This is a genomic window from Bacillus sp. JNUCC-22 (assembly GCF_018861275.1).
Taxonomy (GTDB): domain Bacteria; phylum Bacillota; class Bacilli; order Bacillales; family Bacillaceae; genus Bacillus; species Bacillus velezensis.
Genome location: NZ_CP076408.1, coordinates 2,946,116 through 2,959,637 on the forward strand (window position 1 = coordinate 2,946,116; position 13,522 = coordinate 2,959,637).

Below are 13,522 nucleotides of genomic sequence, written 5' to 3' on the forward strand. Positions count from 1 at the left end.
CCAAGCTTCCTGCATATCTTATAAAAAAAGAGAAGGGGGGCGCGCAGATGATTATCATATCCGGCCAAGTGCTTCGGCCTCAGGACATCGCGAACTGGCAGACGGAAGAAAACCTTGTTCCGTATATAAATGAACTGCTCAATTCTCCCGTACAATTCGATTACGGGTCGATTGCTGAACTGATGTTCGAGGTGCGGCTGCGCCGCCATATTGTGGAAGCCGCAAGAGAACTGCACGGATCAGGTGTGAAATTTGCAACTTTTGCCAAAACATACGGAAATACGGCTTATTGGAGAGTGACGCCGGAAGGAGCCTTAGAGCTGAAGTACAGAATCCCCGCTTCAAAAGCAATTCGGGACATTATTGAAAATGGGGCGTTTTACGCATTTGAATGCGCTACCGCCATTGTTGTGATTTATTATCTGGCCGTCTTAAAGACAATCGGTGAAGAACGGTTTAACCGGCGTTTCCGGGATATCACTTTGTATGACTGGCACTATGAGCATCTGCCGATCTACACGGAAACCGGCAGCCACTTTTTACGGGGAGATTGTTTATATTTTAAAAACCCTGATTTTAATCCTGCAAAGGCTCAGTGGCGGGGAGAGAATGTCATTGTGATGGGGAATGATCAATATTTCGCCCACGGTCTCGGGATTCTGACCGCTGAACAAATCATCCAGAGATTGAATTCTTTAAGAAAAAAAAATGCCGTGCAGCCGGCTTATCTGCTTAACCAGGCAACAAGGCTTGATGCACCCGCGCTTTATCAGATCATGCATTAAAACAATCCCATCGTCTGTCATTGTGACGATGGGATGCGAAATGCTTTTCTTTTCCGGTAAAAAGCCGTCGTGCCGAGCGCTTGGTTTGCAGCCCATTCAAACTTCTCTAAATCATGTCGGGTGACGGCTCTGTCCCGTCGGCTCCATTTAATGGCGCGGACAAAGTAATACCCTTTAATCGGCGCCATGGTGACTTTAGAATGCGGAAAATCTTCAAAGACAAACTCAATAGTCCCTCTTTTTTTATAGGACATTTGAAGAATCTTCATCATCCATCACCTCACGATTTCTGGATTATGATTCGCACAATCTGTCCAAAACGGTTTTCACGTCTGTCGGCCCTTCAAGTTTCGCGGCGGACTGGCCGGCCCATAAAGACATATACTCCGCGTCTCCTGATTGAGCCGCGTGCCCGCGCATCGGCTTTGTCAGCGTATTATGCAGCGGATAAGGCAGCGTTTTTCCCTCGTCAGCTTCATATGTTTTCATGAACTGATTCACGATTCCCCGCGCCTGTTTTCCCGAAAACAGGGTGGTCAGCCGCGTGTCGGCTCCTTTTGATTCGGTAATGGCTTTTTGATATGCCGGTGGGGCGCTGCTTTCTTCACAAAGGAGAAACGGTGTTCCTACTTGAACGCCGTCCGCACCCAAACATCGGGCCGCCTGCACCCCGCGGCGGTCAAAAATGCCGCCTGCCGCAATCACCGGGATATTCAGCGCGTCTTTAGCCTGCGGAATCAGCGCCATAAGGCCGAGAGCCGGTTCTCCTTTAACCGGCAGAAACGACCCGCGATGTCCGCCGGCTTCTATTCCCTGAAGGATAACGGCGTCCATCCCCCGTTCTTCAAAAGCCTTCGCTTCCTCCGGCGTTGTCGCCGTGCCGAAAAGGAAACAACCGCTTTTCTTCAGCTTTTCCGCCGTTTCTTCCGGCGGCAGGCCGAAGGTGAATGAACACGCTTTGACTCCGTAACGGATCAGAAGCTCCGCTTTTTCCTCAAAATCATTCCATTCTTCTTTCAGATCAGAGAACGGCTTGGCGTCTTTTGCCTTCGGGATGCGGGCTTTCCATTTTTCAACCAGTTCCGCCTCAGGCATCTGTCTTTCCTCCGGGACGAAAAGATTTACTTGAAAGGAGCGGTCCGTCAGCTCTTTCATCTCGATAAGCTGTTTTTCAAGCGCTTGCGGGCTGACGTATCCTGAAGCAAGGCTTCCGAGCGCCCCTTCATTTGATACCGCCGAAGCCAGACGCGGCGTGACCAGCCCGCCGGCCATCGGCGCCTGAATGACGGGCTTTGTTAATGATAATGCACTCATCCACTCACTCATTTGTGTTTTCCTCCGGTTCAGCCTGTATTTTGATATAACATGTTCTGTTTCGCGGACCGTCAAATTCGCAAAAATAAACGCCCTGCCATGTTCCGAGTATCAGGCGCCCGTCTTCTATGATGACATGCTGGGAGGCGCCGGTTGTACTCGCTTTCATATGTGCCGCCGTATTTCCCTCCATATGCCGGTCCAGTTCGTGCTCCCACGGATACATTTCATCAAACCTTCTGAGCATATCCCTCTTCACATCCGGATCGGCATTTTCATTTATGGTAATGCCGGCGGTTGTATGGGGACAGTATATGAGCGCCAAACCGTTTTTCACGCCTGTTTCGCGGAGAAACGCTTCAGCTTCATGTGTGATGTCGATCATTTCATCCCGTCTGTTTGTTTGAATCTGCAATTTTTTCAGCATATAAATGCCTCCTTTCTTTTTCTCTTCCTTTCCCATATTCGTTTCTGTATTTGTCTTTTCCTGTCGGATCGCGATGATAAACGCAGATCACAAAAAACTTCAGCCTCGGGACTGAAGTTTTTCACCATATATATATACGCGTGCCTCATAAGGCTTTAAAAGAAAGGATGTCACATGGCGGTGCGCTTCTGTTTCTGCGTTTGCAAGCACGAGAGAATCGGAGTCAAGCGGATAACCGGGATGTCTGTATAAAGCGGGGGTTCGGGACAGATTTGTGATGATCAGGGCGGTTTTTGTTCCGTTTTTTCTTAGATAGGCATAAATCTGCCGGTCATTCGGAAGCAGCAATTCGTATGTGCCGCTGATCAATACGCCGTATTCTTTTCTGAGGGCGAGCAGCCGTTTGTAGAAATGGTATACGGATGTTTCATCCTGCATTTGTGATGCAGCATTCAGCCATGTGTGGTTCGGATTCACTCCGAGCCACGGAGAAGCATCAGAAAACCCGCCGTTCGCCTCACCACTCCATTGCATCGGTGTCCGTGAATTATCCCGGCCCTTCTTCCAGATGATCTTCATCACTTTTTCATGCGGAACGCCGCGGGACGTCTCTTTTTCATACAAATATTTCATTGCGGCATCATCATAATCTTCAATGGATGGGAACGAAACATTGGTCATTCCGAGCTCCTGCCCCTGGTAAATAAACGGCGTGCCTTTCATCAGCATATACATCGCGGCGAGTGCCTTGGCGCTTTCTGTCAAAAACCGTTCGTCACCCCATACCGAGACGGAACGGGGCTGATCGTGGTTCTCCATAAACAACGCGTTCCAGCCCTTTCCTTCAAGACTGTTCTGCCGGCCGGACAAGACGCGCTTAAGCGCCGGAATGGAGATGCTTTGATCATCTTCCGTATCCCAGAGGCCGAGATGTTCAAATTGAAAAATCATTTGAAAGATGCCGTTTTCTTCACCGGCCCAATCAGCCGCCTCCCAAGCCGCCACTCCGTTCGCCTCGCCGACCGTCATGATCGGATAGCGCGAAAATGTTTCCCGTTTCAGCTCTTTTAAGAGATCCATTATGCCTTCCCCATTCATATGATACGGGAAAGACGGGACGTATGGGAGACCGTCCGGATTCGGCATGTCAGGGAGCCCTTCTTTTTTCTTAATGTGAGAAATGGCATCCACCCGGAAGCCGTCTATGCCTTTATCAAGCCACCAGCGGACCATCTCATAAACGGACTGCCTCATCGCTTCGTTTTCCCAATTTAAATCAGGCTGTTTTTTGTCAAACAGGTGCAGGTAATACTGGCCGGTCTCTTGGTCATATTCCCACGCCGATCCGCCGAAAATGCTTTCCCAATTGTTCGGCTCTTTGCCGTTTTTTCCGTCTCTCCAGATGTACCAGTCCCGTTTTTCGGAATCTTTCCCTGAGCGTGATTCGATAAACCAAGGGTGCTCATCGCTTGTATGGTTGATGACGAGGTCTATAATCAGCTTCATGCCGAGCGCATGGACATCCGCAAGGAGCCGGTCAAAATCCTCCATCGTCCCGAATTCGCCGGCAATTTGTTTATAATTCCGAATATCGTAGCCGTTGTCCGCGCCCGGCGAGTCAAAAACGGGACAAAGCCAGATCACATCCGCCCCCAACTCTTTTATGTAATGAAGCTTTGCTCTGATGCCGTTCATGTCGCCGATTCCGTCCCCGTTCGAATCCATAAAGCTTCGGGGATAAATTTGATAGACGGCCGCCGTTTTCCACCAATCCGTTTTCATACCGACACTCCTTTCTTTACATCATATGAAGGAGCGGGACGAAGAAGCATTTTTTCCATAAAAAAAGCCTCATTGCAAAAGCAGGAGGCTCAGAAATCAGTTTTTTTAATTTCAACGAAGCGGATATGATGGTCTTCCGCTTCCAGCACCTTAAATTCACACCCTTCGGCATGAAACACATCACCATTTTTCAGCTCCATTTTTTGTGTTAAGAGCCAGCCGGCAATCGTGTCAATGTCTTCATTTTCGATGGCGATATCAAGGAGATCATTCACCTCTTCTATGAGCGCCTTGCCGTCCATCACATAATGGTGTTCGCCTTTTTTGACGATGTGGGGCATTTCATCCTGGTCATATTCATCACGGATTTCCCCGACGATTTCCTCCAATATGTCTTCGACGGTCACAAGTCCCGCCGTGCCGCCGTATTCGTCAACGAGAATCGCCATATGAATCCGCTCCTTCTGCATGCGGATCAAAAGCTCCTGAACGGGGATGCTTTCAATGACTCTGATGACCGGACGCATAATTTCTTTTAATTCAATGGAGCGGCCGAGAAAATACGCCTTAAATAAATCCTTATTGTTAATAATGCCGAGAATGTGATCTTTGTCTTCCTTAATAACCGGATATCGCGTATACCGTTCGTTGATGATCAAATGTATGGCTTCATCAACTGACTGTTCAAGCGAGATGGCGGCGATTTCGGTGCGCGGCACCATGATTTCTCTGGCGACCCGGTTATCGAATTCAAATATTTTATTGACGTAACGGAATTCAGATTGATTGATTTGACCTTTTTTATAGCTTTCGGACAAAATCAGCCGCAATTCCTCTTCACTGACCACGACCTCATGTTCTTTCACCGAATGAAAACCGAACAGCTTGACCAAAAATCCGGCTGAACCGTTTAACAGCTTAATAAACGGATACATCACTTTATAAAACAGAATGAGCGGTTTCGCCGTCCACAGACTGACGGCTTCAGCTTTTTGAATGGATATCGTTTTCGGCGCAAGCTCTCCGATAACAACGTGCAGATACGTGACGGCGATAAACGCCGCAATAAACGTGACGACGTGCGTAATGGATGACGGCATTCCGATCAGGCTGAAAACAGGATGAAGAAGCCGCTGAATCGTCGGTTCACCGAGCCAGCCGAGTCCGAGCGCCGTAATCGTAATACCGAGCTGGCACGCTGATAAATATTCATCGAGATTTGAAATCACCCTGTGCGCCGCGAGCGCCCGGCTGTCTCCGGTTTCAACCAGCTCCGCGATTTTTGAACCGCGGATTTTGACAATCGCAAATTCCGCAGCGACAAAGATGGCCGTTAATCCGATTAACAGCATAATGAGAATCAGTTTTAATATAAGCAAAAAAACCCCTACCGCAAACGGTAAGGGGCCACCTCCTTCGTGTTAATTCTCATCACGACCATTTAAGAAAATCATCACAAAACGAAGCAGCTCGAATAATGAAACGAGCGCCGCAGCCACATACGTCAGCGCGGCGGCGTTCAGCACTTTATTCACGCCGTGTTCTTCACTGTTGCGAATGAATCCTTCCGACACGATAATCCGCTTCGCCCTCGCGCTGGCATTAAACTCGACAGGCAGTGTGACAAGCTGGAAAAAAACAGCGGCCGAAAACAAAATAATGCCGAGTCCGATTAAGTTCAAGCTGCCCAGGAGCATCCCGCCCAAGAAAAGCAGAGGGGCAACCCCGGAGGCAAAATTGACGACCGGAAAAATTTTGTGCCTCAGCACAAGCGCGCCGTATGATTCCTGATGCTGCAAAGCATGTCCGACTTCATGGGAAGCGACGGAAATGGCGGAAATGGAGCGGCCGTAATATACCGGCTCAGATAAACGCACCACCCGCTCCGTCGGGTCGTAATGGTCTGTTAAAGTGCCTCTTACCGGTTCTACCGGCACATCATATAAACCGTTAATATCAAGAATCCGTCTTGCCGTTTCCGCCCCCGTCCGCTGACTGGAAGCTTCTACGTCTGAGTATTTCTGAAAATTGCTTTTCACTTTAAATTGTGCCCAAAACGACAATCCCAATGCAGCAATTGTTAAAAAGATAAACAGCATATTATCCTCTTCCTTTTTCTCTTATATCGTACGATTTGCTTATATATTATTTTAATGATTGTCCGCTTTCCTGTACAGAAATCCGCTTCTTTTTTCTGACAGGAATCAAACCTCCGAGCATGATGAGGATACACCCGGCCAATCCGATGTAAAACGGAAACGTGCCTGCGGTCTCTTTTGCAAAAACAAGCCATGAAAATCCGCCGGACATATGATTGTATCCATTCAAATCGAAAATAAGCAATACGGCCGCCGAAGCGAGCAGCTGCGCTCCGGCCAGCGCCGCCAGCAGTTTTTGAATGACTGTCATTTGACTCACCCTTTTTCGGTCCGCTTTCTTTATCATATGAAAAAATAAGGGTGAATATGTTTTCGGCGATTTTTGAAAGACATCAAACGAACTGGGACATACTGTATAAAAAAAGATACAGGTGTGATCGACATGAAAGTGACAAATGGCGAGAAAGAACAGCTGAGCAATGCGATAGACAGAATGAACGAAGGGCTTGACGCCTTCATCCAGCTCTATAATGAAGCGGAAAACGACGAACCTCTCATTCAGTTTGAAGATGAGACGGCCGATTTAATCAGACATGCGCGTGACTCATACGGCCAGCAACAGCTGAACGAAAAACTAAACACCATTATTAAGCAGATTTTATCCATCTCTCTGTCGAAAGAAGAGCCGGACGAATGAAATCAAACCGTTTATTTATTTCCTGGCTGAGATGGCCGTTATATGTTCGGATCGGACTGATCATTATCGCCTTGATTTTATTGTTCGGCCAACTCATTTACATGCTTGAGCCGAAGCAATTCACGTCTGTGTTTGAAGGGATTTGGTGGGCGGTTATTACGGTGGCCACAGTCGGCTACGGCGATTACGTTCCCCAGACGCCGCTCGGGCAGATTGCCGGCATGGTGCTTGTATTAAGCGGAGCGAGTTTTGTGACCGCCTATTTCGCCACGCTTTCTTCAGCCGTGTTCAGCAAACAGCACCGCTATGTCGAAGGGAAGGTCGCCTTTAAAGGCAAGGGGCACGTCATTCTTATCGGATGGAATGAAAAGTCGCATATGCTGCTGAAAGAACTGCAGCACATCGCGCCGTCAAAAACTGTCGTCCTGATTGATGATTCATTAAGGGAAGGGCCGCTTATTGAAAACGTCCATTTCATCCGCGGACATGCCGCTGATGACAGTACGCTCAATAAGGCGAATATTACGGAAGCCGATACCGTCATTTTGACAGCAGACCAGCAGAAAAATGAATCCGAAGCTGATATGCTGTCGGTATTAACGCTTCTCGCCATCAAAGGGCTGCATCCGTCCGTTTATTGTATCGTGGAAATTTTAACGGAACGGTATGTCAAAAACGCCGAGCGCGCAGGAGCCAATAAGATTCTGTGCACATCACGCCTGTCGAGCCGGGTGATGTTTGAGCATTACCGGGTCAAGCTGCAGCTTGCCAAACCGCAAACGCTGTCAGATCTGACGCTGGAGAAAAAGGTGCGCATCATTCCCGTCCCCGAGGAATTAAAGGGCTCATCTTATCATGACTGTGCGCTCTATTATCTCAAACGGAATACCACGATCATCGGCATACAAAAAGAAGAGGGGCCGATGCTGACCCCTCCCCTGTCATACCAGGTGCTCGACACTGATCTGTTTTTGGCTCTTTAATGCAGCAGGACGTCTTCCAGCTCTTTCACAAGCGAGATGCCGATATCTGTATATGAGCGGTCAATTGCCGCATCCCGCCGTTTCGGCTCGGAGAATTGGTTGAATAATGACTCAAAAACACCGCCGCCTGCGTGATCATCCGTTTCCTCCTGATAGACGTGCCTCAGCAAAAAGGGTGTGCCGATTGTAACGGCGGCCCCCCGTTCATCCAGGTGTCCCTTATTTGCTTCAACAGGGATGCGGAGAAATAAATAGCCGTCCTGATCGGAAATTTTGTAATCAAAGAACCCGCGGTCATACTCCCAGCCGCCTCCGATGGTATAACCGATCGGTTTCAGCACCTGTTCCAGTTCGCGGAGTAAAAACGATTGCCCCTCAAGTGAAGATGGTATGCTGATCATGTGCATATGCTCCTTTTTGTCTTTAGCGTCCCCGCTCTGCGGCATCTTCATACGGCGTCCGGGAAGAATCGGGAGCGGCAGACAGACGCCGGAAAGAGGTAACGGCGCATTCAATCAGAACATACGTCACAATTGCGGAGAGAACGGCTTCCGTTGAAATATAGAAAACGGCGGCATAGAGACAGCACTTCGTGATCAGCGTATGCATCCGGCCAATCTTCAGTTTCAGCCGGACCATGTCCGTAAACAAGCCGAGAGGGAAAGCGAAAAACAGGATGGTTTGTAAGAGGGATTCAGGAGACAGTTTTAGTGCCGAATAGACAATAGCGGCGGAACAGACGGAAATGACGGCATGCTTACATAAGAGCCGCATCAATTCATCATCACACCTTTCACGGTTTAAAAAAGGCTGACCCGTCATGCTGAGGGCCAGCCCTTCTTTTTATTTTTCAAGGCGTTTTTCAAGCTCTGCTTTTTTCTCTTCAAAGCCCGGTTTGCCGAGAAGCGCGAACATATTCACCTTATAGGCTTCAACACCCGGCTGATCAAACGGGTTGACTCCGAGCAGATAACCGCTCATCGCCACCGCTTTTTCAAAGAAATAGACGAGATATCCAAATGTATATGCATTAAGCTCTGGAATATTGACAATTAAGTTCGGCACTTTTCCGTCTGTATGGGCAAGCATCGTGCCTTCGAACGCTTTTTTGTTGACGAAATCGACCGTTTTGCCGGCTAAGTAATTTAAGCCGTCGAGATCATTTTCCGCTTCTTCAATTGTCAGCTCATGTTTCGGTTTTTCAACGTTTAATACAGTTTCAAACAGATCGCGTCTGCCTTCCTGCACGTATTGACCGAGAGAGTGAAGGTCTGTTGAGAAGTTAGCGGAAGAAGGATAGATGCCTTTTTCATCTTTTCCTTCACTTTCGCCGAAGAGCTGCTTCCACCATTCCGCAAAGTATTGCAGCGCAGGCTCATAGTTGATAAGCATTTCAATGGTTCTGCCTTTATTATACAGAACGTTGCGGACGACGGCGTATTGGTAAGCCGCGTTCTCTTCTAATTCCGAGCTGGAAAAGTCTTTGCTTGCATCAAGAGCGCCTTTCATCATTTCATCGATATCAGCCCCGCTTACCGCAATCGGCAGAAGACCTACCGCAGTCAGAACGGAGAAACGTCCGCCGACATCATCAGGAATAACGAATGATTCGAAGCCTTCTTCATTAGAAAGCGTTTTTAAAGCGCCGCGCTCTTTATCTGTCGTCGCGTAAATCCGCGCTTTCGCTTCTTCTTTTCCGTATTTTTCTTCAAGAAGTTTGCGGAAAATCCGGAAAGCGATTGCAGGTTCCGTCGTCGTGCCTGATTTAGAAATGACATTGATAGAGAAATCAGCGTCTTCCAAAAGATCCATAACATCTTTCATATAAGTTGAGCTGATATTGTTGCCGATAAAGATAACTTGAGGGTTTTTGCGCTTGTCTTTCGGCAGAACGTTATAGAAAGAATGATTGAGCGCTTCAATCGCCGCGCGGGCGCCTAAGTATGAACCGCCGATACCCACGACGAGAAGCACGTCTGAATCTGATTTGATTTTTTCAGCGCTTTTTTTAATGCGCGCGAATTCTTCTTTATCGTAGTTTTCAGGGAGGTCCACCCATCCTAAAAAGTCGCTTCCGGCGCCTGTTTTTTCATGGATATTATGGTGTGCCGTTTTTACGAAATCACGTGCGTATGTAAGTTCATGTTCATTGAAAAAAGGTAACGCTCTTGAGTAATCAAAGCGTACATGCGTCATTTGCTTGTCCCTCCATCACGGTGAATTGTTTTCTCTTTCACTTTATATGAACTCACCCGCTAAATCAAGTCATGAAGAAGGCATGATGAATATGGGATTTGCGCTAAAAATGCATTCATTTTTTATACAATATCCCGGATTCGATATGGTTATATTTGTAATAATCATGAGAGGGATAACGAATCGAATGTTGGTGATCCAGGAACGTATCACCTTTACTTTGGAGCAGGATGACATCCATCGCCAATCCCGATGGGCCGGTTCTTTTTATATAGTACTCCTCTTGAGAGGCTGCCACGAAGGAATATTAAGGCATAAATGTCCATTTTTAAAAATAGTGTCTATATTTGGAGTATCGTGTTAAGATGAAAGTGATTTTAAACCGGGAGGTGATTTTATGACTAAAACCATTGGTCTTATTTGTGGAAGTTTACGAAAAAACTCGTATAATCGAGCAATTGCTCAATCATTGATTGACTTCGATAATGCGGCTCAATTTCGTTGGGTTGAAATAGACAGTCTTCCTTTTTTTAACGAAGATTTAGAAATTGCCGGAGCACCAGACTCCGTAACATCCTTTAGAGCTGATATACAAGACGTTGACGGCGTCATCATTGTAAGTCCAGAGTACAATTCCGGAATTCCGGGGGTATTAAAAAATGCATTGGACTGGGCATCGAGACCGCGGACCTCTTCTGTTTTAAACAGAAAACCGGTTGGCTTAATCGGAGCAACCCCCGGAGGGTTCGGTACTGCCTTTGGTCAAACGCAAATGAGGGAAGTACTCGAAGCTATGCAAGTCAATGTTTTGCCCTTTCAAAAAATGCTGATTTCGCAAGTCCATGAGAAAATTGATTCCGCTCAAAACATACTTACGGATGAACAAACAAAACGTTATCTTCAACGCTATTTACAACAGTTTATCCATTGGATTGATCATGCTCCGGTTCCCGTTCCAGATTAATTGAAGGATCATCCCCCTCACGAAAAGTCACCTCAGAAATAACTTTCTTTCTATACAGCATATGAATAGATTTACCGTTTTCAATTCACAAACTTACTTGCCTTAATTCAAGGAGGATTATAAAATGTCTGATCTTTATTCCCGTCTTTCAAAAGATGATGCTGCCGTGCTTTTAGTTGACCATCAAACCGGCCTTATTTCCGGTCTCGTGCGTGACTATGGCGTTGATGAATTTAAAAACAATGTACTGGCTCTCGGTGATACGGCTAAATTCTTTGATTTACCGGTTATTTTAACAACGAGTTTTGAAAATGGGCCCAACGGACCGCTCATGCAAGAACTCGTTGATCTCTTTCCCGCTGCGCCAAAAATAGCCCGTCCCGGACAAATTAATGCATGGGACAATGAAGACTTTGTTAAAGCCATTGAGGCGACTGGCAAAAAACAGCTGATTATCGCGGGGGTGGTAACAGACGTCTGCGTTGCTTTTCCTGCGCTTTCTGCCATTAAAGCAGGCTACGAAGTGTTTGTTGTGACAGATGCTTCGGGGACGTTTAATAAGCAAGTAGCAGATGCATCATTAACGCGTATGGCTCATGGCGGCGCGCAGCTTATGAACTGGTTCAGCGTAGCATGCGAGTTACAACGTGATTGGCGCAACGACGTTGAAGGTTTTGGCGCATTAATCTCCAGTCATCTTCCCGGTTATCAAAACTTAATGGGAAGCTATATGGGGGCGCAGCGGGACCTTAGTACACAAAATGCATAAAAGGAGCGCTGATTGAATCAGCGCCCCTTTTTTAAATTCGAAGTATAGCAAGGCTCTTCATCTTCATGATTTAGATTTTGTGTAAATAGATGATCGGCAATCGCAAAGTTAATTGATCCTTTTCTGCTAAATGTACAGAAACAGGGAGTCAAAACCGCAGCATGTGAGATTTCCATAGTTGTCTCATGGCAAGGGGTGTTTCACTTGCTCTTGATGCACTAATAGAAAATCTGGAAAGAGGGACTCCCAAAACGGTTGCATCTGCTGCTTGAAAATCTATTTCATCTTCACCCCGGCCGGGAATGTATCTTAAAGTGACGCCTTTAAGATGGCAAGTACGTCATCTTTGTTCAGTTTTTGGAAATTGCCGAATCCGCCGTATTCCATTTCTTTTGCGGCGATGTCTGCGATCAGCTCAAGCTTGTCTTCGCCGATGTCATAATCCGCAAGGCGGGACGGTGCGCCGAGGCTTGTCCAGAACGCGGACAATTTATCGATCCCTTCAAGCGCAATTTCTTTATCCGTTTTGCCTTCAGTATCAATGTCAAACATATTGAGCATGAGGTTTTTAAAACGGTCTACATTTGTATCCAGCGTGTATCTCATCCAGTTCGGGAACAGAATCGCAAGTCCCCCCGCGTGAGGGATGTCATAAACCGCTGATACGGCGTGCTCCATCGTATGGGAAGCCCAATCGCCGAAATAGCCCATTTGCAGCGTGCCGTTTAATGCGATCGTACCCGCGTATAAAATCGTTTCGCGGTGCTTATAGTTCTCAAGGTCTTCCAAAAGTTTCGGCGCTGTTTCAATTACCGTCTGAAGGACCGCAAAACACATTCTGTCCTGAAGCGGCGTGTTTTCAACATTGTGGAAGTATTGTTCAAATACGTGGCTCATCATATCCACCATGCCGTATACGGTTTGGTTTTCCGGAACGCTGAAAGTATTCTCAGGATCTAAAATGGAGAAACGCGGATGAGTGACATTGCTGCCCCATACGAATTTTTCGTTTGTTTCCCAATTTGTGATAACGGAATCAGGGTTCATTTCAGAGCCTGTCGCCGCAAGCGTCAGCACCGTGCCGAACGGGAGCGCGTCCTGCGCCGTTACTTTTTTGCTGTAAATGTCCCATGCGTCGCCATCATATTTCGCACCGGCCGCAATCGCTTTTGTACAGTCGATGACACTTCCGCCGCCGACTGCGAGAAGGAAATCAATCTCATGCTGTCTGCACAGCTCAATTCCTTTATTTACCGTTTCCAGACGCGGGTTCGGTTCAACGCCCGCAAGTTCATGAACGGATGCGCCTTCTTCTTTTAAAATGCCTGTTACTTGGTCATACAGGCCGTTTCGCTTAATGCTGCCGCCTCCGTAAACAAGCAGCACGTTTTTCCCGTATTGCTTCAGCTCTTTTTTCAATTGGTCGATTTGACCTTTTCCGAAAATCAGTTTCGTCGGATTGCAGTACGTAAAGTTCTCCATTTATCATGACCTCCAAAAAAATCG

The 13,522-nt window shown here is 47.1% G+C and carries 16 protein-coding genes; 5 read left to right on the forward strand and 11 right to left on the reverse strand.

Annotation, left to right across the window (positions count from 1 at the left end):
* Positions 1-47: 47 nt before the first annotated feature.
* Positions 48-785, forward strand: a complete 738-nt coding sequence (locus JNUCC22_RS14320) for a protein-glutamine gamma-glutamyltransferase (protein ID WP_216061835.1) — start codon at positions 48-50, stop codon at positions 783-785.
* A gap of 17 nt (positions 786-802) precedes the next feature.
* Here JNUCC22_RS14320 and JNUCC22_RS14325 read toward each other — a convergent pair whose 3' ends face one another.
* The 7 genes from JNUCC22_RS14325 to JNUCC22_RS14355 all read right to left on the reverse strand — a co-directional run bounded on the left by JNUCC22_RS14325 (position 803) and on the right by JNUCC22_RS14355 (position 6,717).
* The gene (locus tag JNUCC22_RS14325) at positions 803-1,054 is read right to left on the reverse strand and encodes a hypothetical protein (protein ID WP_007408636.1); all 252 of its coding nucleotides are present in this window, start codon (positions 1,052-1,054) and stop codon (positions 803-805) included.
* Positions 1,055-1,079: 25 nt separating this feature from the next.
* Positions 1,080-2,111 carry a nitronate monooxygenase gene (locus JNUCC22_RS14330; protein WP_007613355.1) on the reverse strand — a complete coding sequence of 344 codons (1,032 nt, stop codon included), beginning with the start codon at positions 2,109-2,111 and terminating at the stop codon, positions 1,080-1,082.
* Entirely contained in the window at positions 2,104-2,526 is a 423-nt protein-coding gene (locus tag JNUCC22_RS14335; RefSeq protein WP_007613358.1) for a secondary thiamine-phosphate synthase enzyme YjbQ, read from the reverse strand. Before JNUCC22_RS14335 ends, JNUCC22_RS14330 begins: the two co-directional genes overlap by 8 nt.
* A 99-nt stretch (positions 2,527-2,625) precedes the next feature.
* Positions 2,626-4,308: a glycoside hydrolase family 13 protein gene (locus tag JNUCC22_RS14340; protein WP_216061836.1), complete on the reverse strand. Its 1,683-nt coding sequence runs from the start codon at positions 4,306-4,308 to the stop codon at positions 2,626-2,628.
* Between the two features lie 89 nt (positions 4,309-4,397).
* A complete protein-coding gene (locus tag JNUCC22_RS14345) occupies positions 4,398-5,687 on the reverse strand; it encodes a hemolysin family protein (protein WP_007408640.1) in 1,290 nt (429 codons plus the stop codon).
* A 42-nt stretch (positions 5,688-5,729) separates the two neighbouring features.
* Entirely contained in the window at positions 5,730-6,407 is a 678-nt protein-coding gene (locus JNUCC22_RS14350; RefSeq protein WP_003152125.1) for a zinc metallopeptidase, read from the reverse strand.
* Positions 6,408-6,453: 46 nt separating this feature from the next.
* The gene (locus tag JNUCC22_RS14355; RefSeq protein ID WP_015418085.1) at positions 6,454-6,717 is read right to left on the reverse strand and encodes a YuzI family membrane protein; all 264 of its coding nucleotides are present in this window, start codon (positions 6,715-6,717) and stop codon (positions 6,454-6,456) included.
* A 132-nt stretch (positions 6,718-6,849) separates the two neighbouring features.
* Between JNUCC22_RS14355 and JNUCC22_RS14360 the strand changes: the two genes are divergently transcribed.
* Together JNUCC22_RS14360 and JNUCC22_RS14365 are read left to right on the forward strand one after the other, a co-directional pair.
* Positions 6,850-7,104: a protein mistic gene (locus JNUCC22_RS14360; protein WP_060561867.1), complete on the forward strand. Its 255-nt coding sequence runs from the start codon at positions 6,850-6,852 to the stop codon at positions 7,102-7,104.
* Complete coding sequence (locus JNUCC22_RS14365) at positions 7,101-8,087, forward strand: potassium channel family protein (RefSeq protein ID WP_060561868.1); 987 nt, start codon at positions 7,101-7,103, stop codon at positions 8,085-8,087. The genes JNUCC22_RS14360 and JNUCC22_RS14365 overlap by 4 nt, the downstream gene beginning before the upstream one ends.
* On the opposite strand, the gene JNUCC22_RS14370 is transcribed toward JNUCC22_RS14365, so the two are convergent.
* The 3 genes from JNUCC22_RS14370 to JNUCC22_RS14380 are packed head-to-tail and all read right to left on the reverse strand — an operon-like array spanning position 8,084 to position 10,283.
* Complete coding sequence (locus JNUCC22_RS14370) at positions 8,084-8,488, reverse strand: YugN-like family protein (protein ID WP_012118292.1); 405 nt, start codon at positions 8,486-8,488, stop codon at positions 8,084-8,086. The two genes, JNUCC22_RS14365 and JNUCC22_RS14370, sit on opposite strands and share 4 nt — an antisense overlap.
* 22 nt (positions 8,489-8,510) lie before the next feature.
* A complete protein-coding gene (locus JNUCC22_RS14375; RefSeq protein ID WP_007613377.1) occupies positions 8,511-8,909 on the reverse strand; it encodes a hypothetical protein in 399 nt (132 codons plus the stop codon).
* Between the two features lie 21 nt (positions 8,910-8,930).
* Positions 8,931-10,283, reverse strand: coding sequence for a glucose-6-phosphate isomerase (locus tag JNUCC22_RS14380; protein ID WP_007408647.1), 1,353 nt, complete (start codon positions 10,281-10,283; stop codon positions 8,931-8,933).
* A gap of 397 nt (positions 10,284-10,680) precedes the next feature.
* Here JNUCC22_RS14380 and JNUCC22_RS14385 point away from each other — a divergent pair, with 397 nt between their 5' ends.
* Both JNUCC22_RS14385 and ycaC read left to right on the forward strand, forming a co-directional pair.
* The gene (locus tag JNUCC22_RS14385) at positions 10,681-11,247 is read left to right on the forward strand and encodes an NADPH-dependent FMN reductase (protein WP_072589506.1); all 567 of its coding nucleotides are present in this window, start codon (positions 10,681-10,683) and stop codon (positions 11,245-11,247) included.
* A gap of 124 nt (positions 11,248-11,371) precedes the next feature.
* Entirely contained in the window at positions 11,372-12,016 is a 645-nt protein-coding gene (ycaC, locus tag JNUCC22_RS14390) for an isochorismate family cysteine hydrolase YcaC (protein WP_072589507.1), read from the forward strand.
* A 309-nt stretch (positions 12,017-12,325) separates the two neighbouring features.
* Here ycaC and JNUCC22_RS14395 read toward each other — a convergent pair whose 3' ends face one another.
* Positions 12,326-13,498: an iron-containing alcohol dehydrogenase gene (locus JNUCC22_RS14395; RefSeq protein ID WP_024085734.1), complete on the reverse strand. Its 1,173-nt coding sequence runs from the start codon at positions 13,496-13,498 to the stop codon at positions 12,326-12,328.
* Positions 13,499-13,522: the final 24 nt, after the last annotated feature.

Coding starts and splice junctions, on each gene's coding strand:
- JNUCC22_RS14320 (WP_216061835.1), top strand. CDS start 48: ATGATTATCATATCCGGCCAAGTGCTTCGGCCTCAGGACATCGCGAAC.
- JNUCC22_RS14325 (WP_007408636.1), bottom strand. CDS start 1,054: ATGAAGATTCTTCAAATGTCCTATAAAAAAAGAGGGACTATTGAGTTT.
- JNUCC22_RS14330 (WP_007613355.1), bottom strand. CDS start 2,111: ATGAGTGAGTGGATGAGTGCATTATCATTAACAAAGCCCGTCATTCAG.
- JNUCC22_RS14335 (WP_007613358.1), bottom strand. CDS start 2,526: ATGCTGAAAAAATTGCAGATTCAAACAAACAGACGGGATGAAATGATC.
- JNUCC22_RS14340 (WP_216061836.1), bottom strand. CDS start 4,308: ATGAAAACGGATTGGTGGAAAACGGCGGCCGTCTATCAAATTTATCCC.
- JNUCC22_RS14350 (WP_003152125.1), bottom strand. CDS start 6,407: ATGCTGTTTATCTTTTTAACAATTGCTGCATTGGGATTGTCGTTTTGG.
- JNUCC22_RS14355 (WP_015418085.1), bottom strand. CDS start 6,717: ATGACAGTCATTCAAAAACTGCTGGCGGCGCTGGCCGGAGCGCAGCTG.
- JNUCC22_RS14360 (WP_060561867.1), top strand. CDS start 6,850: ATGAAAGTGACAAATGGCGAGAAAGAACAGCTGAGCAATGCGATAGAC.
- JNUCC22_RS14365 (WP_060561868.1), top strand. CDS start 7,101: ATGAAATCAAACCGTTTATTTATTTCCTGGCTGAGATGGCCGTTATAT.
- JNUCC22_RS14370 (WP_012118292.1), bottom strand. CDS start 8,488: ATGATCAGCATACCATCTTCACTTGAGGGGCAATCGTTTTTACTCCGC.
- JNUCC22_RS14375 (WP_007613377.1), bottom strand. CDS start 8,909: ATGACGGGTCAGCCTTTTTTAAACCGTGAAAGGTGTGATGATGAATTG.
- JNUCC22_RS14380 (WP_007408647.1), bottom strand. CDS start 10,283: ATGACGCATGTACGCTTTGATTACTCAAGAGCGTTACCTTTTTTCAAT.
- JNUCC22_RS14385 (WP_072589506.1), top strand. CDS start 10,681: ATGACTAAAACCATTGGTCTTATTTGTGGAAGTTTACGAAAAAACTCG.
- ycaC (WP_072589507.1), top strand. CDS start 11,372: ATGTCTGATCTTTATTCCCGTCTTTCAAAAGATGATGCTGCCGTGCTT.
- JNUCC22_RS14395 (WP_024085734.1), bottom strand. CDS start 13,498: ATGGAGAACTTTACGTACTGCAATCCGACGAAACTGATTTTCGGAAAA.